Raw genomic sequence first — 22763 nt, 5'->3', positions numbered from 1 at the left:
AAGTTGAAGCTTACGTTTCGCCAACCTCTACGTCCTCGCCCTCACTTCAATCCCTTCCGCGTCACGAACTCGGCGGCGCGCAGCACCTCGCCGATTTCCTCGTCGGAAACGTCCTTTTCCCCGTAGCGGACCTGGTTGTATGCTTCGGTTACCGCGAGGACCGCTTGCTCGGGCAGTGTATTTCTCTGCCGTAGTTCCGATCCGGTCTCGTTCGGCGTCAGCGCCTTGTCGAACGGGTACCCTTGGCTCGCGGCTTCGCGGATGAGCAGGGCGTACAAGTACCGCACCCGTTCCCGGTTGCTTGGCAGCTGCGCCCATTTCGGGCCGTCGCGCCTGTCGCGGTGCAAGCGGCCTGTCACGCCGTTCCACCACTGCCGCGAAATTTCTTTCCACTCGAACAGGCTTTCCTTCTCGTCGGTGTATCCGTCCGCGGCGCCCGCCGCCGCTTTGTCAAAAAGGCTCCGCCCCAGCAGCCTGCGGATCAAGCCTGCTGCTGCGGGCACGAGTCTGCTCGCGATGAGATACAACGCGAGCCCGATGATGGCCGCGATGATGATATAGCCGCCGATAAGCTGCACGTAGTGCATCAGCGTGTCCAGCCATGTCGGCTCGCTTGCGGGCGGAGCCGGAGGGAGCTGCGGCAGCTGCCGCTCTTCGGCGGGGAGGGGCTGCGGCGTCGTATCACCTGGTATCAAGCGAAGCAGCCAGCCGAGGAAAGCCCGCGCGGCGCCGAGCAAAGCATGCCCCGCCTGCTGAAAATAAGCGATCCCCACGATAGTCGCGATGAGCAAAATAAGCCATATCCGGTTCTGGCGCCGCACGGAGCCCGAAAGCGCAGCCTGGGCTTGGTCGGAACCGGCGAGCGTCGCTCGCAGGAGCTGGGAACGGTTGATAACAAACAGAAAAATGACGAGCGAGACAAATCCCGTTCCGTTCGCCCAGCCCGTATAGGGTTCCGTTAATGGAAAACGGCTCATCAACGGCACGCCGACAAAGTAGACGATGAACCCGCTAAGAAAGGCGCCGTATGGGAACAGGCGGCTCCATGCCGTTTTGGGAAATTGGCTGCCCCGGTAGACGAGCAGCAGCCCGGCAGCAGAGCAAGCCCAGCCGTGCCAGCCTGCGCCTTGCACGGCAACGGCGATGGAACAGCCCACCGCCACACAGAACATATAGTCGTAAATGCGCCGCGATAATAGTTTTGTCATGCCTCCCGCCCAGCCGGCCGCGTAGAAGGCGACGAGCATCAGCAGCGTTGCGGCAAGCGGCGTGCCGGCGATATAGACTTGCAGGAGCAGCACGGCCGGAAAAAAGACGGTCAATTCGACCGCGCCGAGGAGGGCGGCCATACCGAGTCCGGCCCCAATTCGTTTAGCTTGCTGCATGATCGCCGGCCACCTCCTCCGCGTCCGAATCGATGATGCCATGTTCCAGAGGCACAACAAAGACGCTGTGTCCCGCCGCTTCCAGCATGCCGATCTGTTCCGCGATTTTGTCGGAGACGAAGGGGGTGATCAGCACGACATCCGTCGCCGTCCCGCCCAATTCGAGTCCGAGTCCGTTCTCCAGGAAGTCGTGAAAAGCCCGGCAGCAGGCGACGGCAAGCTTCGCCATCGTCTCGTACACGTACTCCAGCTGCGGAGCGCCGCCTTCCGGAGCTATAAAGACGGGCGTTCCCGGCTTATCCGGCGTATAGCTGTTGCAGCCGAAGCCGATGGGAACTCCCTGAAGCGCGGCATGCCGGGCGAGGGTGGCGGCGTAGGAGATGCCTTTTTCCACCAGCTCGGGATCGGTTACGGCGTCCCACATCGTCTCTGTAATCTGCGTGTTGACGACGATCAAAAGACGCGGGTCGGCCGTGAACTCGCGGTTGTACACCTGAAGCCGGCCGCTTCGCGCCGTCGCTTTCCAGTGGATGCTGCTCATCGTATCGCCGTAGCGGTATTCGCGGACGCCGGAGGACAGGAACGGATCCTGGATGATCCATCTTTTGACGATCACGTCACCCTGCCACCTGCTGGAGGGGAGCGGGATGTCGCGGTAATCAAGAAGCTGCGGATATACGAGCAACTCCAGGTTTATTTTTTGTGTCTTCGCCGCAGCTTCAAGGCCCATGATGTCGCCGACGGATATAGCGGCGGATTCCAGCTTGTACCAGCCGCGCCGGGCGCAGCGAATATGGTGGCGGCGGACGATTTTCGTGTACGGCATCATGCTGAACAGGCTGCGGTGATTTTGAAAAATCGCGCCGCTGCTGACCGCGAAGTTCGTCTGCTTGCCAAAATGCAGCCCCGCATGGATCATCGATTCCAGCCGGAGCCATGGCACGGGGAGCGGCTTGCGGTTGACGATTGTCTCGATCATTTCGACTTCATCGCCTACATGGCAATGGGTCTTGTTGAACTTTCGTTCCACGCGCAGCCCGGCAAAGCCGAAGCGGTTGAACAAACGGTGCTGCAACAAGCAAAGGGCGGCGGCGATGACGATGATCCAGCTGATCCCCATCGGCTACCCCAGCTTGACTTCCGTCGGCACCGGCGTTTGCGCCATAATTTTGCGCAAAATTTCTGCAGCCGGGTTGTCCTGCTGGCGGGTTCTGGCTTTCAGCAAAATGCGGTGCGACCATACCGGCTCGGCCAGCGTTTTGATATCGTCCGGCAGCACGTAGTCGCGCCCGCGAAGCATGGCGAACGCCTGTGCGGACTTGAACATGGCGCGGACGCCCCTTGGACTGACGCCGAGCGCCACGTCCGGGTGCGAGCGGGTTTGCTCGGCGAGCTGCACCATGTACTTCAGCAGCTCGTCGCTTATCCGCACCTGCGCGCAGGTGCGCTGCGCTTCCGCGAGCTCCGCGCGGCTGACGACGGGCGTTAGCTGTTCCAGCGGATCGTGCTGCTGATACAGCTTCAAAATGCGCAGCTGCTCGTCCAGGGAAGGATAGCCCAGCGATATTTTCATCAGGAAGCGGTCGAGCTGCGCCTCGGGAAGCGGGAACGTCCCCTGGTTCTCGACAGGGTTTTGCGTAGCGATAACGAGGAACGGAGCTTCCAGCGCCCGCGTTTCGCCGTCGATGCTTACCTGCCGCTCCTCCATGCATTCCAGCAGGCTGGACTGCGTTCTCGGCGTAGCCCGGTTGATCTCATCGGCCAGCACGATATGGGCGAACAGCGGGCCCGGGCGGAATTCGAACTCGCCGAGCTTTTGATTGTAGAAGTTGATGCCGCTTACATCGGAGGGGAGCAAATCCGGCGTAAACTGAATTCTTTTGAATGTGCAGTCGAGAGAACGCGCCATCGCTTTAGCCAGCTGCGTTTTCCCGGTGCCGGGGACATCCTCCAGCAAAATATGCCCTGAAGAGATGAGGGCGATCAGCATGAGCTCGATCGTGTCCTCTTTTCCGACGATGACTTTGCCGATGTTTTCCTTGATCCGTGCGGCCGTGCGCCCGATTGTTCCGATATCCATGAGTGACAGTCACCTCTGTATAAAGAAAATCATTCCAGTTTCTAGTTTCGCACAAAATCAGGCAAAAGAGTACGGGAGATGTTCCGGAAAAAGTTGGATGAAATCATGGGGGAAGTTGTGAATTCGCAGGCCAGTGAGTACAATGATGGTGGGATTGCCGGTGCTCAGGGAAGACTTTCTGGCCTCGCTGATGAGCCGCAAGTTTGATCATGAAATGTAACCGAACTTTGATAATGGAGGAATGTCCATGTTTTCCGAACTTGAGAAGCAGGCGCTATATAAAGCGATTTACACACGGCGGGATGTACGGACTTTTTTAACCCATAGTATTCCCGACGAAGTCATTCTGAAGATCCTGAATGCGGCTCATCACGGTCCGTCCGTAGGCTTTATGCAGCCTTGGAATTTTATTATGGTTACCTCCGACAGCATAAAGGAGCGATTGGCTTGGGCGGCGGATAAAGAAAGAAGGGCCTTGGCCATTCACTACGAAGGCGAACGGCAAGACCAATTCCTGAGCCTGAAAATCGAGGGCATCAAACAAGCGCCACTGACAATATGCGTGACTTGCGATCCTACGCGGGGCGGCTCCCACGTGCTCGGCCGCAATTCCATTCCGGAAACGGATATCATGTCCACAGCGTGCGCCATTCAAAATATGTGGCTGGCCGCTTGCGTGGAAGGCTTGGCTATGGGATGGGTCAGCTTTTATAAAAAGAACGATATCCGGGATATATTGAACATCCCTTATCACATCGACCCGGTTGCTTTAATTTCAATCGGTTATACGGACAATTATCCGGATAAGCCTATTCTGGAAACGGCAAATTGGGAAAACAGAAGGGAGTTAACCGACTTGATCTATAAAGATACATGGGGAACCCCTCATGCTTTCAAATAAAATAAGCCGCTTAAGTGCGCTCTTCCGCACGAGAAGCCAGGCTATATTTTTTTCGCAATACACTGGCAATGTACCCGCTTAAACCACCAATGCACGCCGGAAGCACCCAGCCTAAACCTACGTTATACATGGGGAGATACTGAGTGAAGTAATGATTCATGACTTCGATTCGTGCTCCGGCAGCACTCAGACCGTCAAATAAACTAATGATAAAGGTGAATAGCAAGGTACCTTGATATACTTCCGGCTTGCCGTTGAATATTTGGTGCAGGAACGTCAGGAATATTAATGAGATCGCAATCGGATACAGGGTCATTAGAACAGGGACTGAAATCTTAATTAATTCCGTTAATCCGATATTGGCGACTAATGTGCTGAAAACGGACAAAATAACAGCCAATTTTTTGTAAGAGACCTTCGGAAACAAGGCATGGAAAAAGGAAGAGCATGCAGTGATCAATCCTACACATGTAGTCAAACATGCCACTGTAATCATTAATCCTAACAAAACTGCACCATAAGAACCAAAGTAATAGCTCGAAACTTTTGCCAAAATTTCAGCTCCGTTACTTAAATGTCCCAATTTTTCAACACTGGAGGCCCCCATGTAGGAAAGTGCGGTATAGATAAGGATTAAAAGTAAACCCGCAATAACCGTTGCTTTTACGCAAGTAGCTAAAATTTGTTTTTTGGAGGCGGCTCCTTTTTCTTTAATCGCATTTACAATGATGATCCCGAACACAAATGACACAAGGGCGTCCAGCGTTAAATAACCTTCCTGGAACCCTTTATAAAATACGTTGGATGCGTACTCTTGAACAGGCGCTTGAAGGGCGCCGATTGGATGAATAATTGCTGTTACTACGATAATTCCGATAAAAGTCAATTTAATAGGGGTTAAGATTTTCCCGACTACATGGACAATTTTTAAAGGATTCAGCGATAACAAACATGCCACCGTAAAAAACAGGATGGTGAAGATAGCCAAAGGAATGGTAGTTGCCTGACCTGATAAAAAAGGTTTGACCCCAATCTCGAACGATACATTGCCGGCTCTGGGAATGGCAAAAAAAGGGCCGATCGCAAGGTAAAGAATCGTTGTGAAAACGATGCCGAATAACGGGTGTACACGACTGGCTAAAGACTGCAAGTTGTCTTTGCCTGAATAAACAAATGCTGTGACAGCCAGCAAGGGCAATCCGACCCCGGTAACTAAAAAGCCTGTGTTGGCAATCCAAACATACTTTCCGGATAATTGGCCAAGCATAGGTGGAAAAATTAAATTGCCTGCTCCGAAAAACAAGGCAAATAACATTAATCCAATGATCATGACGAAAGAAAATGGAATTTTTTGTGACACGCTGCTAATCCTCCTGCTTGTCCCTTAATTAGTCATAACTTTGAGGCGGGACTTCTGTCTATACTGTTGAACAGTATATACCACATTGCAGCCGGATGCATCTTGTGGATTCAAACATGGAAGATGTTGTGAATTCGCAGGTCAGTGAGTACAATGATGGTGAGAAAGGCCTAGGTCTTTATGCTTGGGAAGCGGGCTTTCCCGCGAAAGCTTTTGGGAGGACGACGATCATGTACAAATTGATTTTGGCGGACGATGAAGAGGATGTCAGAGAGGGCGTTGTCCAGGAAGTGGATTGGGCGTCCATCGGTTTTGAGGTCGTCGACAAAGCGGAGAACGGGCGCGAGGCGCTGGAAATGGTCGAGCGGCTGCAGCCTGACGTCGTTGTGACGGATATACAGATGCCCTTTATGAACGGGCTGCAGTTTGCGGAGATTGTCCGGGAGCGGTTTCCGACGATTAAAATCATTATTTTGACCGGGCACGACGAGTTTGAATACGCTCAAAAGGCGGTCAAGCTCCATATCGACGAATATGTGCTGAAGCCTTTTTCCGCGCAGGAGCTGGTTGGCACGCTGCTGAAGGTGAAGGGGCAAATTCAGGAGGAGGTGGCGCACCGCGAGGACGTGCAGCTGCTCAAAGAGCACTACCGCAAAAGCATGCCGGTGCTCAGGGAAAACTTCCTGGCCTCGCTGATGAGCCGCAAGCTGCCGCGCGGCGAAATCTACGAGAAGGCGAGCACCTACGCTGTCAGCCTGGAGGGCGGCAGCTTCGTCGCAGCCGTCGTCAGCATCGACGGGGCGCCGATCGGCGAAGACGATGCCGTGGACCGCGACGAGCTTGCGAAATCGGTATCGCTGCAATATTCCGAGGACCAGGCGCTGAAATATTTTGCGCTGCTGAACATCTCGGAAGAAATTGCCACGAAGCGGGGGCTTGGCCTCGTGTTCATGCATAACGACCAGGTGACCGTGCTGGCCGTCCACCGGACGGCGGATCGCGCCGCCGCGCTGCAGCAAACTTTGAAAGTGCTGGATGAAATTCGCCAGAACGTGGAAAAGTACCTGAAGTTCTCGGTAACGTCCGGAGTCGGCACAGTGATGAACGACGCCGCCCAATTGAGCTATTCTTACAAGGATGCCGTGCAGGCGCTCGATTACAGAATTATTCTCGGCACCAACCGCATCATCTGCATCGACGATGTGGAGGCGCGGAACGTGGAGAAGGTGCGTTTTGACGATCTCAAAGAACATGCGCTGATCCGCTGCATCAAGGTCGGGACGAGCCGGGAGATCAAGGAGACGATCGACGAGCTTTTTCACGGGGTGGAGGCCGGATTTTCGGTGAAAGATTACCAGATCTATTTGCTGGAAATTTTGACGTGCATTTTGAAAGCGGCGAAAGATTCGAACCTTGACGTCGACGAGGTGTTCGGGGGAAATTTTGTGCCGTTTACGGAAATCAACAAATTCACTTCGCTGGAAGAGGCCAAGCATTGGCTTGTCGAGCTGTGCTCCGGCATGATGAGCCATATCGCGAATGACCGCCAGTACACCTACAGGCATCTCGTGGACAAAGCCAAGGAATACACGAAGAATCATTATCACGAAGGGGATATTTCGATCCAAAAGGTGTGCGGCTATTTGCATATCAGCGCGGGTTATTTCAGCAGCATTTTCAAGAAAGAAACGAAGATGACTTTTGTCCATTACTTGAACCATATCCGCATGGAAGCCGCGAAGGAACTGCTGCGGACGACCGATATGAAGGCGCTGGAAATCGCGGAGAAGGTCGGCTATGCCGATGCGAACTATTTCAGCTTCAGCTTCCGCAAGCATGTGGGCGTTTCCCCGAAAGAGTATAGAAACAGTTCCAGAGGGGGTTAATTTTTGATCAAACGAATAGGGCTCTTCCTGAAGGCGATGTATACCGTACTGCTTGACACCATGAGGGTCAGGAGCATCCAGTTTACGATTACATTGTCTTTTATTTGTATGACGGTGCTGGTGATGCTGACCGTTTCTTTGGTGCTGTACAACAAATTTTCGAAGACTGCGGAGGAGAACGCTTTTCTGAACACGCAGCAAATTATCGAGCAGGTTCAGCTTAATCTGGAAAATTACATTAAGGGCATGGCCGATACGTTCGAGGTCGTCGATGATAAAATCGCCCAAAGCCGGGGCATCCCTTCGGACAAGCTGCTTGACGCGCTGAATACGATTGCGAGCACGCGGGCGGACATTGTCTCCATCGATTTGTTCGCGGCCGACGGGCAGCTCGTGACCGGAATTCGCGGGACGGACATGCGCAGCAATACGCGGCTGACCGAGCAGGGCTGGTTCAGGTCGGCTTTGGAGAATCCGAACCATTTGACTTTTTCGCTGCCGCATATTCAGAACCTTTTTAAAGGGCCGTATAAATGGGTGGTTTCCATGAGCAAAGGGGTGAAGATCAGCAGAAACGGGCAAATGACCGACGCCGTGCTGCTGGTCGATGTGAACTTCAAGACGCTCGACGACGTGTTCCGCACGGTAAGCCTGGGCAAAAAAGGTTACGTTTACATCATCGACGAATCCGCGGGAAGTATCGTGTATCATCCTCAGCAGCAGTTGATTTATATCGGTTTGAAATACGAGAATGTCGAGCAGGCGCTGAAATTTTCTTACGGCAAATATATGGACGAAGCGGACGGGGAGAAGCGGCTTAACGTCGTCAGGACCGTGAACAATATCGGCTGGAAAATTATCGGGGTATCCTATCTGGATGAAATCATCACGACGCGCAAGGAGATCAGCACGTTCATGATTTGGCTGCTGCTCATCGTGATGGTGTTCGTGCTGCTCATTTCCGCTTTCATGTCCGCGCGCATTACACAGCCGATCAAACGGCTCCGGAGATCGATGGAGATGGTGGAGAAGGGCGATTTCGACACGTATATTCACGTCCGTGGCGCCGCCGAGGTCGAGCACCTGTCGCGCCGCTTCAATCTGATGGTCAGCCGGGTCCGGGAGCTGATGGACCAAAGCATCCGCGAGCAGGAGGCGAAGCGGAAGAACGAGTTGGATGTGCTGCAGTCGCAGATCAATCCGCACTTTTTGTACAATACGCTGAACTCGGTCGTGCGGATGGTCGGCAGCGGCAAGAACGAGGAGGTGGTGACGACGATTACGTCGCTCTCCAAGTTTTTTCGCATCAGCCTGAGCAAAGGGAAGGCGATCATTACGGTGCAGGAGGAAATCGAGCATGTCCGCAACTATTTGATCATCCAGAAGATGCGCTACAAGGACAAATTCGACTACAGCATCGAGGTTCAGGAGGAGGCGCTGCCTTACAAGACGCTGAAGCTGATTTTGCAGCCGATTGTGGAAAATGCGCTCTATCACGGCATCGAGTATATGGCGGACGAGGGTTTTATCGATATATCGGTGCGTCTGGAGGACGGTAAAGTTTGGTTCAGAATTCGCGATAACGGAGTCGGCATTCCCGAGGCGAAGCTCAAGCATATTTTGAGCGGGCATGCGAAAAGCGATCAAGGCTCCGGCGTCGGCCTGCGCAATGTGCACGAGCGGATCAAACTCTATTTTGGCCCGGACTACAGCATTACGGTGGAGAGCGAGCTGGAAGAGGGGACGACGGTGAATATATGGATTCCGATGGTGCTGGAAGATGAATAGGGGGCTCCTTTATGGATAAAACTTTAAAAGTCGGACGCCTCGCGATGCTTGCACTCATGCTGGCTGCAGCTTCCACCGCTTCCTGCGACAAGCAGATCGACATTGCGCCCGTCCAGTATAAGAAGCATTTGGAGGTTGTGTTGAGAAGCCAGGAAGGCGATTATTGGAAAACGGTCAAAATGGGGGCGGAGGTGGCCGCCAAGGAGTTTGAAGTCACGCTGGATTTCCGCGCTCCGGGGGACGAGACTGATGTGCTCGGACAGATTGCCCTGGTGGAGCAGTCGATCGAGTCGAAGCCCGATGCGATCGTACTGGCGGCCAACGATTTTAAGGGATTGGTTGATGTCGTCGACCGTGCGGCGGGGCAGAGCATTCCGGTCGTGACGATCGATTCCGGCGTCGATTCCAGCCGCGTCAAGAGCTTCATCGGCGCAGACAACTATGAGGCCGGGCAAATGGCCGGGCGGCAGCTCGTCAAGCTCGCCGGAACGAGCTGCCAAATCGCCATCGTGAGCTTGAAGCAGGGCGAGCAAAATGTCGAGCAGCGGGAGCGCGGCCTTCTGGACGAAATATCCAAATACCCGGAGATCAAGGTGCTGGAGAAGGTGTACAGTCTTTCGAACCGGGAGCTGGCTGCCAACCAGACCCGCGACATTATCCAGCGGAACAGCCGTATCGACGGCATCGTAGCGCTGAATGAAAGCTCGTCCATCGGAGTGGCTGACGAAATTCAGAAGCTTGGCCTGCAGGGCAAGGTGAAAATAATTGCGTTCGACAGCACATCGGAGGATTTGGAGCTGCTGCAGGAGGGCGTCATTCAAGCGACGATCGTTCAAAACCCGTTCAGCATCGGATATTTGGGTGTGAAAAACGCCGCTGAAGCAGCCTCGGGCATGAAAGTCCCGAGCCATGTGCCGACCGCGCTCAAGGCGATCGATCTGGACAATATGTTCTGGTCGGACAATCAGAAGCTGCTGTTTCCCTTCGTAAAGTGATGAGGATTTCGATAGAAAATGTGAGGATATTGCATTTGTTTCAGGGGAGCGATCCCGTATAGTGAGAATGTAAATAAAAAACATAGTTTAAGGGAGGCTCTTACCTTGAAAAAAATGATTACCCTTGCGGTAGCGGGCGCTCTGGCCGTAACCGCGGCAGGCTGCGGCGGCAAATCGGCGGCACCGTCTCCGGCAGCGACAACTCCGGCTGCGTCCGGCGGCGCAGCGGCAACAGCATCGGCGGCTCCGGCGAAAGCGGATACCGGCAAAAAGCCTAACATCGGCGTGGCCATCTATAAATTTGACGATACGTTCATGTCGGGCGTTCGCGCTGCGATCTCTGACGCTGCCAAAGATAAGGCGAATGTGGAAATCGTGGACAGCCAGAACTCCCAACCGACGCAAAACGATAAAGTGGATCTTTTTATCACGAAAAAGGTAAACGCTCTTGCCATCAACGCGGTTGACCGCACGGCGGCAGGCGTTATTATCGACAAGGCGAAAACGGCGAACATTCCGGTCGTATTCCTGAACCGCGAGCCGCTCGCCGACGATATGAAAAAATGGGATAAAGTGTACTACGTAGGCGCCAAAGCGGAGCAATCCGGAACGATGGAAGGACAACTGCTGGTCGACTACTTCAAAGCGCATCCGGAAGCGGATAAAAACAAGGACGGCAAAATCCAGTACGTCATGCTCAAAGGCGAGCCGGGCCATCAGGATGCCGAACTGCGCACGAAGTTCTCCGTTCAGGCGATCACGGACGCAGGCATGGGCGTAGAAAAAATCGCCGAAGACACAGCTATGTGGGACCGCGTCAAAGCGACTGAGAAAATGGCGGCATTCCTGGCGGCGAACGGCGACAAGATCGAAGCGGTAATCGCCAACAACGACGATATGGCTCTGGGCGCCATCGAAGCCTTGAAAGCCAAAGGCTACTTCAAGGACGGCAAAACCATGCCGGTCGTCGGCGTCGATGCGACGGCTCCCGCTCTGCAGGCGCTCGGCGACGGCACGCTGCTCGGCACCGTGCTGAACGACGCCAAAAACCAGGGCGCGGCAACGACCAAAGTGGCCACCGTTCTCGCTAACGGGCAAACGCCAAGCAAGGAAAATACGGGTTACGACATTACGGACGGCAAATACGTCTGGATTCCTTACAAAAAAATTACGAAAGACAACATGAACGAAGCGAAATAAGCTTCATCTTAGCGGGCAAGGGAGCAATGTATGCTTACGTTGCGCCCTTGCTTTTGCTTTGCCGCAAAACCTGATTTGGGGCTCCCTGCAAAGCAGCCGAAACAGGCTTTTCAAAGGAGGCATCGCTTTGTGGGGACTATTTGGGAGATGGTAGGGGGAATTGCCATGACTGAGAATCAATACTTGCTTGAAATGAACAATATCTCCAAGGAATTTCCGGGCGTGAAGGCGCTCGACGGGGTAACTTTGCAGGTTCGCCCGGGCAGCGTGCATGCCTTGATGGGCGAGAACGGAGCGGGCAAGTCCACACTCATGAAGTGCTTGTTCGGGATCTATTCGCCGGACGGCGGGGAGATCAAGCTGAACGGGGAAACCGTCGGCATTCACAATTCCAAGGACGCGCTGCAAAACGGAATCTCGATGATCCACCAAGAGCTGCATCCGGTACCGTACCGCAATGTTATGGAAAATATTTGGCTGGGCAGATTTCCTTACAAAGGAATCGGACCTTTTCGGTTTATCGATCACAAAAAGATGCGCAAAGATACGGAAGCTTTGTTCGAGCAGCTGCAAATGGATATTCATCCGGAAACGATCGTAGGCACGTTGTCGGTATCCAAGATTCAATCTTTGGAAATAGCAAAGGCGGTTTCGTTTCACTCCAAAGTTATCGTTATGGATGAGCCAACTTCATCATTGACAGGAAACGAAGTGGAGCAGCTTTTCCGCATCATACGCGATTTGAAGAGCCGCGGCGTTTCGATCATATATATATCCCATAAAATGGAAGAAATATTGACCATTTCAGATGAAGTCACGATTATGCGCGACGGCAAGAAGATCGGCACATGGCCCTCTTCCGAGCTGACGACCGATTTGATTATATCGCGGATGGTCGGACGCGACCTCAAAGAGAGATTCCCGGAACGCAGCAATGTGCCGAACGGCGTATTGTTGAAGGTGGACCGGCTGACGTCTCCGATTGCCAAGTCGTTCCGCGACGTTTCCTTCGAGCTGCGCAAAGGTGAAATTCTCGGCGTCGGCGGCCTTGTCGGCTCCCAGCGTACGGAGCTAATCGAAGCGTTGTTCGGCCTCCGGTCCGTTGCCTCGGGGACGATTTCCATCCACGGCAAGTCGGTAAAACTGAAATCGCCGATCGACGCGATCAGGCACAAAATCGCCCTGCTGACCGAGGAGCGGCGCGTAACCGGCATTTTCCCGGTGCTGTCCGTGCTCGAAAATACGGTCATTGCCAACCTTTCCAGATACATGTCGCCACTGGGACTGATTGACGACAGGAAGCGAAGAGAAGAGGTCAAGCAAAGCATTGAAATGCTCAGAGTGAAAACTCCGAATATGTATGCTTTGATCAAAAATTTGTCGGGGGGCAATCAGCAAAAGGTGCTGCTGGCCAGATGGCTGCTCACCGAGCCGGACGTGCTGCTGCTGGATGAGCCGACCCGGGGTATTGACGTAGGCGCGAAGTTCGAAATTTATTCGATCATTGCGGACCTCGCCAAACAGGGGAAAAGCATTATCATGATCTCTTCTGAAATGCCCGAGCTGCTCGGGATGTCAGACCGAATCATGGTCATGAGCGAAGGACGCCTTACCGGCATTGTCGACGGAAAACAGGCAACAGAACAAGAGATCATGCGCCTTGCTGCACAGCAATAGGCATAATGAAGGAGGCCGAGCTGTCATGAGTTCCATCACCGAAACGTCAGCCAATAAAAAAGTCAGTGCATTCATTACGAAATATGTGATTTATATCGTACTCGCCGTCCTTGTCGCAGCGATTGCGATTTATGACCCGCGCTTTTTGTCCGTGGATATTTTCCGGGACATTCTGCTTCAATCGTCGACGCGCGTCATTATTGCGTTGGGCATCGCCTTCATCCTGATTACCGGAGGAACCGATCTATCCGCCGGGCGCATCGTCGGGATAACGGCGGTCATTTCCGCCTCGATGCTGCAGATGCCGGATTATGCGCGGAAGTTTTTCCCGAATTTGCCGGAGCTGCCGCTTATCGTTCCGATTTTGATCGCCGTTGCGGTAGGTTTGATCATCGGACTGCTGAACGGGATTATCGTCGCCAAGTTTAACGTGCCGCCTTTTATCGCAACGCTCGGCACGATGGTCGCCGTGTACGGGGCCAACTCGCTTTACTTCGACATGGAGCCCAACCAGTCCCAGCCGATCGGCGGTCTGCGGGCCGACTTCAGCAAGCTGGGGACGGGCTTTATAGGCAGCAGCGGTCCCTATTCGATACCGTATATTGTCATTATCGCCGTTATCGTTTCCATCATCGTCTGGGTTGTGTTCAACAAAACCAAGCTGGGCAAATACATGTACGCCATCGGAGGCAACATTCACGCGGCGAAGGTTTCGGGCATCAACGTAGGCCGCTACCTCATTTATTTGTACGCCATCGCGGGCGCTTTGTACGGTTTGGCAGGCGTGCTTGAAGCAGCCAGAACCGGCGGAGCGACGAACAACTATGGCAACATGTACGAGCTTGACGCGATCGCGGCCTGCGTAGTCGGCGGCGTATCCACCTCCGGGGGCATCGGCACGGTCCCGGGCGTGCTGGCAGGCGTATTGATTTTCAGCGTAATCAACTACGGCCTCACTTTTATCGGCATCAGCCCTTACTGGCAGCTCATTATCAAAGGCTTGATCATCGTCGCGGCCGTCGCGTTCGACATGCGGAAATATATGAACGCCAAATGACAGAGAGATTCCAGGCACTATGAAAAAAGACCGACTCCCGGGGCGTCTCGGCTTGCCGAAACGAACCCGCGGGAGCGGTCTTTTTAATTATTGCGCGAGCACAAATTTTTCGATCACGTGTCTGACTCCGTCGTCGTTGTTGCTCCGCGTAACATAGTTCGCGAGTGCTTTCAGCTCGGGCAGCGCATTGTCCATCGCTACGCCGAGGCCGGCGACTTGCAGCATCTCCCGGTCGTTCCAGGCGTCGCCGAGCGCGATGACCTGATCCATCCCGCAGCCGATGTGCTGCGCCAGGAATTCGATGGCATGGCCTTTGGTGCCTTCCTTGTGCATGAATTCCAGGTAATTCGGCTTCGATTTTGTGATATGCACCTGATCGCCGATCAGCGGCAGGAGCTCTTCGCGCAGCCGATCGCATACTTCGGGCTCGTCGACGATGAGCAGCTTGGGCTGGGGAATATCGATCCACTGCCGCAAGTCCCCGATGATGTAAGGCGTTTTGGACAATTTGACGTAGTTTTTAATTTTATCGTTGTCTTCTCCTGCATAAAGCTGGTCGCCATGGTACAGTTGAAGGTGAAGGTTACGTTTTTCGCAAAAATCGAGCAAAAACCGGGCGCTTTCCACGGGAACCGTCCGTTCGTAGAGCACTTGCTCGTCCAGCAGGTTTTTGATCAGGGCGCCTTGGTACGTAATAATGGGGACGTTGAGCCCGATGCGATTGGCGATTTTGGCCGCGGAAGGAAAGCTTCTTCCCGTCGCGATCGTTACCGTTACGCCCTGTGCGACGGCTTGATGCATCGCTTCGACGGTCTCGGGGGAAATCGTCAAATCATCCCGCAGCAGCGTGTCGTCCAGGTCTGTAGCAATTAATTTATAGCTCATAACTGTTCTCTCCGTTCCGATCCGTATTCTCTATCTTGAAAATCTTCTATAAGCATACCGGAATCTGCTCAGTTTGGCATCATTTTTTTGATACAATAAGCATGAAAAAGGAGGGGATCGCGCGATGTCACCCGGCTATGCGGAGAAGTTGGAAGGCTATACAGACGGGCTAGAAGCTAACACAGACAAGTTGGAAACATACATGGACAAGCTGGAAGTCTACACGGACGAGTTAGAAACCTACACCGACAAGCTGGAAGCTTGGCTGCGGATGCACGCCAATCCGGCGGACGCGCTGGAAATGGCAGCTTATATGCGCAATCAGTTCCCGTTTCTCGGGATCAGGAAACCGCAGCGGGCAGCGCTCGTCAAGCAGTTTTGGAAAGAGCACGGGGTTCCAGTAGGAGCGGAGGGAGTCCGGGTCGCCGAGCAATTGTGGGAGCTGCCGGAAAGAGAGTTCGTCTACACGGCGATGGAACTGCTCGCCAAAGTGCGCAAGGAAACGCCCTCTAGGCATATTGACATGCTGGAACGGCTGATCGTGACCCGATCCTGGTGGGATACGGTCGATATGATCGCGGACCATTTGGTCGGCGCCCATTTTCAAAGATTTCCGGAGTTGATACCCGCCTATGTGGACAAGTGGCTTGACTCCGGCAACATCTGGCTGCAACGAACTGCGATCCTGTTCCAGTTGAAATACAAGCAGCGCACGGATACCGGGCTGCTGTTTGCATGCATCCGCAGGCTGGCGGATTCGCAGGAGTTTTTCATCCGCAAGGCGATCGGCTGGGCGCTGCGCGAATATTCAAAAACCGACGCCGCGGCGGTGCAAGCTTTTGTGGACCGGACGGAGCTTTCTCCGTTAAGCGTCAGAGAGGCGTTGAAGGTCATCCGGAGGAACGAGTAATTGTTCCGGTTGTGTGGTCAAGGCCGTTTTGCCCGGTGGGGGTGGGGGATTGCTCCGGCTGTGCAGTCAAGTCCGTTTTGTCTCGATAGGAGATGAGACGGGCTTTTTTTGCATGCCGGCGGACAAAGCCTGCAAAAGTGCAGGCTTTTTCGATGGATACGCCTCGTTTGGAGGAAATACCTGCGATTGTGCAGGAATTTTTGCCCGGAACGGGGCTAAGCCCTAAATTTCAGCGGAAAAACTGCAGATTTGCAGGAATTTTCCGAAGCAAGGCTTTTGACGTGCAAAAGCCTGTATTTTTGCAGGCTTTTCTGCGCAATGTTCATTGCGCGTTGCCTACTACGTATTGCGCACTACGTAGTGCGCGCGGCCGGCAGTGTCTTGCCAAGAATTGTTTCGACACTCTTACGTCAGCTTTAGGGGGGAGTTTCTCACCAAGAAATGTTTCGATGCTCGTAAGTCGGCTTTGAGGGGGCGGTAGTGCTGCGGGTCAAGGAGGGCATCTGGTGAAGATGCGAAGTTATAAGGAGTCATTTGGTGAAACAATGTAATTGGGAACGCACTTTCTACATGAGCAAAAGGAAAATTTATGTAATATAATATAACATTAATTCCGTTTTTGAGATTTTATTGTTATTTATATTTACATTAACATGACATTGTATTAAGATTATTGAAAATTAAAGGAGGAGACGAAGGATGGCTAGCACAACGAATACGGATCTGGTAGCTCTTTTGCCGAAAGTTGATCTCCATTTGCACCTGGACGGAAGTGTAAAGCCGGAGACGATTTTGGACATTGCCGCGAAGGAAGGAATCGAGATGCCGGCGCACGACACAGAAGGGCTCCTGCCTTATATGCGTGTCGGGGATGATTGTTCGAGTCTCAAGGATTATTTGAGCAAATTCGATTTTACTACGCGCTTTTTGCAGTCTTCGGATGCGTTGGAACGGGTTGCTTACGAGGTGGTGGAGCAGTGCTCCGAGCATAATTGCAAATATGTGGAGGTCCGGTTTGCGCCGCAGCTTCACCGGAAGAACGGAATGTCCGCCGAAGAGGTGATCCATTATGTAGCCCAAGGCTTGAAGCGCGGCGAGAAGCAGTTCGGCATCAAGGCCCGGGGCATCGCCATTTGCATGAGAAATCACGCGCGCGAGCAAAACCTGGAAGTGATAGAAGCCGCGGTTCCTTACATCGGAAAAGGGGTAGCGGCCGTCGATTTGGCAGGGGACGAGGCGTCGTATCCGCCGGAATTTTTCCGCGAGGTGTTCGCGGTTTCCCATAAAAAAGGAATTCCGATCACGATACACGCCGGGGAAGCGGCCGGGGCGGGCAACATTTACGAAGCGGTCACGCATTTGGGCGCAGCCAGAATCGGCCACGGGGTCAGGTTGAAGGAGAGCTCTTCGATTTTCGACATGGTCGTGGACCGCCGCGTTCCACTCGAAATGTGCCCGATCAGCAACATTCAGACGAAGGCTGTAACGGGATGGGATGCTTACCCGATCCGGGAGTATTTTGACAAGGGGATCAAGGTGACCGTCAATACCGACAATCCGAGCGTATCGGGGACGGATATTACGAAGGAATACCGGGTGCTTTCCGAAAAATTCGCATTTACCGGCTCCGAGTTGGGCGTCATTATTATGAACGGCGTGGAAGCGGCATTTCTTGAAGACGGCGAGAAACTTGCGCTGAAGCGGGAAATTGAGGGTGAATTGCACGAATTGGGCGTGTTTGTCAAATGAATAGAAGAACGTGAACTTGCTCACCGGTCGGCGGGCAGGTTCTTTTTATGGGTTAAAGCTCGCTTGGCAAGCCGTTGAGATACATATTTATACAATCTGTGTTTTGCTTTAGCACGGATATTGTTTTCGGGTTTGGCGATTTATAAATAGTCGGATAATCGATTTCGTTGTACGCTTCCCTGATTGGAAAAGCAAGTTGTTCATAGTCCGGGGAGAATTCGGCATGTACGCCAATTTTGTTCCCCCGTGCATCCAAGCGGACCCATTTCTTTCTGGAATGAAGGAAAACGGCATTAAGCGCATGGAGGCAGTACCCCGTATCCGGCGTATCGCCGATGGTAAGCCGCTGATAACAAAACCCGGCAGGAATCTTTTTACTCCTTAAAATAGCACCTAGCAAATTTGACTTAGCGTAACAGATACCTTCTTTAAAATAAAGCGCTTCTGATGCTTTACACGTGATTCGCGAACTTTGAATGTCCCATGAATGAAATATTTCATCCCGGACAAATTCATAAGCCTTTTTCACAAAATCATCTTCGTTTAACGCTTGTGAATAAAGCTCGGATGCTTTTTCTTTAATGGAAGGATGGCTGTAATCAACTTCCTCGGTTTCGGCCAAAAAGTCTTCCAAATCGTTCGATTCGAATATCAAATTCATCTCGTATCTGCCTTCCTGCTGAAAGTATAGTTGTTCATTTGCTAGATTGTATTATTATGCATGATGATGGAAATTTATTCAACAGATATATAGTTCTGTGTATCTGTATAACTATATTTTCTTGTAGTTTTTTGTTGACGAAAAGAGCCCGTCTCTAATATAATTGCTATAGCAATTAGTTGGCAGAGGAGAATCGCAAAATGGAAGGTCAGCCGAAACTATGGAATCGCGATTTTGTTGCTGTGTGTTTCAGCAGCTTTTTTTTGTTTATGACGTTTTACATACTGGCCGTTACGCTCCCGATCATAGTCACCGATACGCTGCACAAAGGGCAAAAGGAAATCGGGCTGGTGATGACGGTATTTATTGTTTCCGCGGTCATCTGCCGGTCGCTGACGGGCAAATGGCTGGATGAATGGGACAGGCGTAAGCTTGTGATCGTTTCGCTGGCTATATTTGCCGGCTGTACGGTCATCTATCCGTTTATTTCCGAGTACAAACTTTTGCTGGGCTTGCGGTTTTTGCACGGCATCGGCTTCGGTATGGCGGCGACGGCTACCAGCGCAGTGGCGGTCGATCTTGTCCCGGAACACCGCAAAGGAGAGGGAGTCGGCTATTTCAGCCTGTTTATGAGCCTCGCTATGGTCGTGGGACCTTTCCTGGGGCTGACGATTATGCAGACGCATAATAATGCGATTTTGTTTGGCGTATGCATCTTGTTCGTCGCTTTGTCCTTGTTGTGCGGCATTAGCCTTCGCATCCCTGCTCCGGCCATAGCGGGAAGGGCGGGACTTGCAACGGGCTGGAAAAAGTTCATCGAGCCGCGCGCCCTGCCGATCTCGTTGACGGGCAGTGTACTGGCTTTTTCCTATGGGGCCATTACAACGTTTCTCTCGGTTTATGCGAAAGATATCGGCCTTGGCGTTTATGCCAGCTATTTTTTCATGGTTTTTGCCCTGATGATCGTTATTTCCAGGCCGTTTACAGGCAGGCTGTTTGACCGTTCGGGCCCGCATATTCTCGTATACCCCGGCGTAGCTCTGTTCGCGGTCGGCATGATTGTGCTGAGCGTGGCGAATGGGCCGCTCGCCTTTTTGGGCGCGGCGGGGATGCTCGGGCTCGGGTTTGGAGCATTGCTGCCGAGCTTCCAGACGATCGCCATCCAATCTGCCCCGGCGCACCGGCGGGGACTGGCGACCGGCACGTACTTCCTGCTGTTCGACTCCGGCTACGGCATCGGTTCGTCCGTGCTCGGCACAATAGCCGCAAGCTCCGGCTACCATGCGATGTATTTCTTTGCAGGCCTGGTCGTCGCTTGCGCCGCGATTTTCTATTACGGCCTCTTTCACCGCAAACAGTCGTCCGTCAAAGAGCCCGCACCTGCTCTCGAATAAAATAAAGACAAACAAGCCATTACTAAGCACGGCAGCCGCTGTGTTCAGTAGTGGCTTTTTTGCGCACCGGTTAGCCGCCGCCCCATTGAGCTTAAAGAAGCTGCGGCCAGGTTAGCCGAGTTGGTTACGAAAGCTGTGATTGCCCCAGCCTGCTGCCGCAAGCGGCAAGCGTCGGGCCAACGTCCATTTTCAGTGCGGGGATGATTTTTGGTGTTGACAATATACCTATGGGGGGTATACTATAAATACACGAAGAACAATATTGCAAATGAGGTGCGAAACGATGGACGCCAATGCGGAGTTGAAACAGGCATCTTTTCAGATAACGGGCATGACCTGCGCGGCATGCGCCAACCGGATTGAAAAAGGGCTTCAACGAATAGACGGAGTCAGCGAGGCTAATGTGAATTTTGCGATGGAGAAGGCGGCGGTGACGTTCGATCCCGGCAAGGTGGACGCCGCCGGCATGGAGCAGACGATCGCCAAGCTGGGCTATGGGGTCGTCAAGGAAGCGGTAGACTTCGACATTACCGGCATGACTTGTGCGGCCTGCGCCGCGAAGATCGAGAAGGCGCTGAACAAAATGCCTGGCGTGTCGAAAGCCGCAGTCAACTTCGCCATGGAGACGGCGCGCGTGGAGTACAGCCCTGCGGAGGTATCTCCGGCCGACATGCAGCAGAGGGTAGCCAAGCTCGGCTACGAGGCGATCCTCAAGCAGGCCAAAGAGGAGGCCGGCGAGCATCGCGCGGCCGAGATCAGGAAGCAGAAGCGCAAGCTGTGGATTTCCGCCGTGCTCTCTTTTCCGCTGCTGTGGGCGATGGTCAGCCACTTCTCGTTCACGTCCTGGATCTGGCTGCCGGACATTTTGATGAATCCGTGGGCGCAGCTTGCGCTCGCGACGCCGGTTCAATTTTACATCGGCAGACAGTTTTATGTGGCCGCGTACAAAGCGCTGCGCAACAAAAGCGCCAACATGGACGTGCTCGTTTCCCTCGGCACCTCCGCCGCTTACTTTTACAGCTTGTATCTAACTCTCGAATGGGCGTTGAGCACGGATGCACACCGGCATGCGCCGGAGATGTATTTTGAAACGAGCGCGGTGCTGATCACACTTGTTATTTTGGGCAAATTGTTCGAAGCCCTCGCCAAAGGACGGACGTCCGAAGCGATCAAAACGCTGATGGGCCTGCAGGCCAAAACGGCGCTGGTCATTCGCGACGGAAAAGAACTGAGCATTCCGGTTGAGGAAGTCGTCGTGGGCGATGCCGTCATCGTCAAGCCGGGCGAAAAAGTTCCGGTCGACGGAGTCGTGCTGGAGGGCTCCTCATCGGTGGACGAATCGATGCTGACTGGTGAAAGCATGCCAGTCGGCAAACGGGCGGGCGATACCGTCATCGGTGCAACGATCAACAAAAACGGCATGCTGAAAGTGCGCGCGGCCAAAGTTGGCAGAGACACGGCTCTTGCCCAGATCATCAAAGTCGTCGAAGAGGCGCAGGGCTCCAAAGCTCCGATTCAGCGGATTGCCGACGTCATCTCCGGCGTGTTCGTTCCTATCGTCGTAGCCATAGCCGTCATCGCGTTTGCGGTTTGGTACCTGTGGATCGTCCCGGGCGATTTTGCCGGAGCGCTGGAAAAAGCGATAGCCATTCTCGTCATTGCGTGCCCTTGTGCGCTCGGACTGGCAACGCCGACGTCCATTATGGCCGGTTCCGGCCGGGCGGCCGAGCTCGGTATTTTGTTCAAAGGCGGCGAGCACCTGGAGTCGACCCACCGCATCGATGCCGTGATTTTGGATAAAACAGGCACGGTGACCAAAGGTAAGCCCGAATTGACCGACGTTCTTACGAAACTGGAAGAGTCCGAATTTCTCCGGTTGGTAGGCGCAGCCGAAAAAAGCTCGGAGCACCCTCTGGCCGAAGCAATCGTCCAGGGGATTCGCGGCAAGGGCGTTGATCTGCCCGATGCCTCGGAATTCGAGGCGATTCCCGGTTTTGGCATCCGGGCAACCGTTGACGGAAGGGAGGTGATGATCGGCACGCGGAAGCTGATGGCCCGGCATAACATCGACGCAGCCGCCGCGCTTCCCGTCATGACGCAGCTTGAGCAGGCGGGCAAAACCGCCATGCTGGCAGCCGTGGACGGCGTTTACGCCGGAATGGTGGCGGTGGCCGACACGATTAAAGAGACGTCCAAAGAAGCCGTATCCCGCTTGAAGGGGCTGGGCATACAAGTCATCATGATCACCGGTGACAACCAGCGCACCGCGGAGGCGATTGCGGGGCAGGTCGGCATTGAGCGCGTGCTGGCCGAAGTGCTTCCCGAAGGCAAGGCCGAGGAAGTGAAAAAGCTCCAGGCGCAAGGACTCCGCGTGGCGATGGTCGGCGACGGCATCAACGATGCGCCTGCACTCGCGATGGCCGATATCGGCATGGCGATCGGCACGGGCACCGATGTGGCGATGGAAGCCGCCGACGTTACGCTTATGCGGGGGGATTTGAACAGCATCCCCGATGCGATTGAAATGAGCCGCCGCACAATGGGCAACATCAAGCAAAATCTGTTCTGGGCGCTTGGCTACAACACGCTCGGCATCCCGATTGCCGCAATCGGCCTGCTCGCCCCTTGGGTGGCCGGCGCGGCCATGGCGCTAAGCTCCGTTTCCGTCGTGCTCAACGCCCTCCGGCTGCAGCGGGTGAAACTGTAACGGCCCTCGAAGCTTGACAAAAACGCCCCCGGTCCCGGCCTTGGCGTTTGACAATAAGGTCCCCCGCCCCGGCCCTGGGAGCTTGACAATAAGGCTCCCTGGCCTCGGCCCATTGGCGCTTGACAATA

18 protein-coding genes are annotated in these 22763 nt (G+C 53.7%); 12 read left to right on the top strand and 6 right to left on the bottom strand.

All coding sequences use genetic code 11. The features are described from left to right. Positions 1-41: 41 nt before the first annotated feature. The 3 genes from AC3G2T_RS22270 to AC3G2T_RS22260 are packed head-to-tail and all read right to left on the bottom strand — an operon-like array spanning position 42 to position 3465. Positions 42-1385 carry a DUF4129 domain-containing protein gene (locus AC3G2T_RS22270; RefSeq protein WP_488436948.1) on the bottom strand — a complete coding sequence of 448 codons (1344 nt, stop codon included), beginning with the start codon at positions 1383-1385 and terminating at the stop codon, positions 42-44. Beyond that, on the bottom strand, positions 1372-2505 hold the full coding sequence (locus AC3G2T_RS22265) for a DUF58 domain-containing protein (protein ID WP_488436947.1): 1134 nt from the start codon (positions 2503-2505) through the stop codon (positions 1372-1374). The genes AC3G2T_RS22270 and AC3G2T_RS22265 overlap by 14 nt, the downstream gene beginning before the upstream one ends. A gap of 3 nt (positions 2506-2508) precedes the next feature. Further along, a complete protein-coding gene (locus AC3G2T_RS22260; protein ID WP_488436946.1) occupies positions 2509-3465 on the bottom strand; it encodes an AAA family ATPase in 957 nt (318 codons plus the stop codon). A gap of 78 nt (positions 3466-3543) precedes the next feature. Here AC3G2T_RS22260 and AC3G2T_RS22255 point away from each other — a divergent pair, with 78 nt between their 5' ends. Then, on the top strand, positions 3544-3672 hold the full coding sequence (locus tag AC3G2T_RS22255; RefSeq protein ID WP_488436945.1) for a hypothetical protein: 129 nt from the start codon (positions 3544-3546) through the stop codon (positions 3670-3672). A gap of 40 nt (positions 3673-3712) precedes the next feature. Further along, positions 3713-4366 carry a 5,6-dimethylbenzimidazole synthase gene (gene bluB / locus AC3G2T_RS22250; RefSeq protein ID WP_488436944.1) on the top strand — a complete coding sequence of 218 codons (654 nt, stop codon included), beginning with the start codon at positions 3713-3715 and terminating at the stop codon, positions 4364-4366. A gap of 10 nt (positions 4367-4376) precedes the next feature. Here the strand turns inward: bluB and brnQ are convergent, their stop codons facing one another. Further along, positions 4377-5696, bottom strand: coding sequence for a branched-chain amino acid transport system II carrier protein (gene brnQ / locus AC3G2T_RS22245; protein ID WP_488437013.1), 1320 nt, complete (start codon positions 5694-5696; stop codon positions 4377-4379). A 260-nt stretch (positions 5697-5956) separates the two neighbouring features. Here brnQ and AC3G2T_RS22240 point away from each other — a divergent pair, with 260 nt between their 5' ends. From AC3G2T_RS22240 to mglC, 6 genes are all read left to right on the top strand, one after another. After that, positions 5957-7612 (top strand): response regulator transcription factor, encoded by a 1656-nt coding sequence (locus AC3G2T_RS22240; RefSeq protein WP_488436943.1) that lies wholly within the window; start codon positions 5957-5959, stop codon positions 7610-7612. A gap of 36 nt (positions 7613-7648) precedes the next feature. Further along, entirely contained in the window at positions 7649-9400 is a 1752-nt protein-coding gene (locus tag AC3G2T_RS22235; protein ID WP_488437012.1) for a sensor histidine kinase, read from the top strand. Between the two features lie 11 nt (positions 9401-9411). Next, a complete protein-coding gene (locus AC3G2T_RS22230; protein ID WP_488436942.1) occupies positions 9412-10395 on the top strand; it encodes a substrate-binding domain-containing protein in 984 nt (327 codons plus the stop codon). Between the two features lie 105 nt (positions 10396-10500). Continuing rightward, complete coding sequence (locus tag AC3G2T_RS22225; RefSeq protein WP_488436941.1) at positions 10501-11595, top strand: galactose ABC transporter substrate-binding protein; 1095 nt, start codon at positions 10501-10503, stop codon at positions 11593-11595. Positions 11596-11760: 165 nt separating this feature from the next. Then, positions 11761-13272, top strand: a complete 1512-nt coding sequence (locus tag AC3G2T_RS22220; protein WP_488437011.1) for a sugar ABC transporter ATP-binding protein — start codon at positions 11761-11763, stop codon at positions 13270-13272. Between the two features lie 25 nt (positions 13273-13297). Beyond that, positions 13298-14329 carry a galactose/methyl galactoside ABC transporter permease MglC gene (gene mglC, locus AC3G2T_RS22215; protein WP_474686527.1) on the top strand — a complete coding sequence of 344 codons (1032 nt, stop codon included), beginning with the start codon at positions 13298-13300 and terminating at the stop codon, positions 14327-14329. A gap of 87 nt (positions 14330-14416) precedes the next feature. Here mglC and AC3G2T_RS22210 read toward each other — a convergent pair whose 3' ends face one another. Then, positions 14417-15214 carry a Cof-type HAD-IIB family hydrolase gene (locus tag AC3G2T_RS22210; protein ID WP_474686529.1) on the bottom strand — a complete coding sequence of 266 codons (798 nt, stop codon included), beginning with the start codon at positions 15212-15214 and terminating at the stop codon, positions 14417-14419. Positions 15215-15338: 124 nt separating this feature from the next. Here AC3G2T_RS22210 and AC3G2T_RS22205 point away from each other — a divergent pair, with 124 nt between their 5' ends. Both AC3G2T_RS22205 and add read left to right on the top strand, forming a co-directional pair. After that, positions 15339-16124 carry a DNA alkylation repair protein gene (locus tag AC3G2T_RS22205; protein ID WP_488436940.1) on the top strand — a complete coding sequence of 262 codons (786 nt, stop codon included), beginning with the start codon at positions 15339-15341 and terminating at the stop codon, positions 16122-16124. Between the two features lie 699 nt (positions 16125-16823). Beyond that, positions 16824-17873, top strand: a complete 1050-nt coding sequence (gene add, locus AC3G2T_RS22200) for an adenosine deaminase (RefSeq protein WP_474686533.1) — start codon at positions 16824-16826, stop codon at positions 17871-17873. 52 nt (positions 17874-17925) lie between these two features. On the opposite strand, the gene AC3G2T_RS22195 is transcribed toward add, so the two are convergent. After that, positions 17926-18534, bottom strand: coding sequence for a transglutaminase-like domain-containing protein (locus AC3G2T_RS22195; protein ID WP_488436939.1), 609 nt, complete (start codon positions 18532-18534; stop codon positions 17926-17928). A gap of 200 nt (positions 18535-18734) precedes the next feature. Between AC3G2T_RS22195 and AC3G2T_RS22190 the strand changes: the two genes are divergently transcribed. Continuing rightward, entirely contained in the window at positions 18735-19928 is a 1194-nt protein-coding gene (locus AC3G2T_RS22190; RefSeq protein WP_488436938.1) for an MFS transporter, read from the top strand. A 283-nt stretch (positions 19929-20211) separates the two neighbouring features. Further along, complete coding sequence (locus tag AC3G2T_RS22185; RefSeq protein WP_488436937.1) at positions 20212-22635, top strand: heavy metal translocating P-type ATPase; 2424 nt, start codon at positions 20212-20214, stop codon at positions 22633-22635. The last annotated feature ends 128 nt before the right edge of the window (positions 22636-22763 follow it).

It is taken from the genome of Paenibacillus sp. sgz302191, assembly GCF_057749925.1.
Note: the sequence above shows the minus strand (reverse complement) of the source record. Positions and strands in the feature narration are given on the sequence as shown.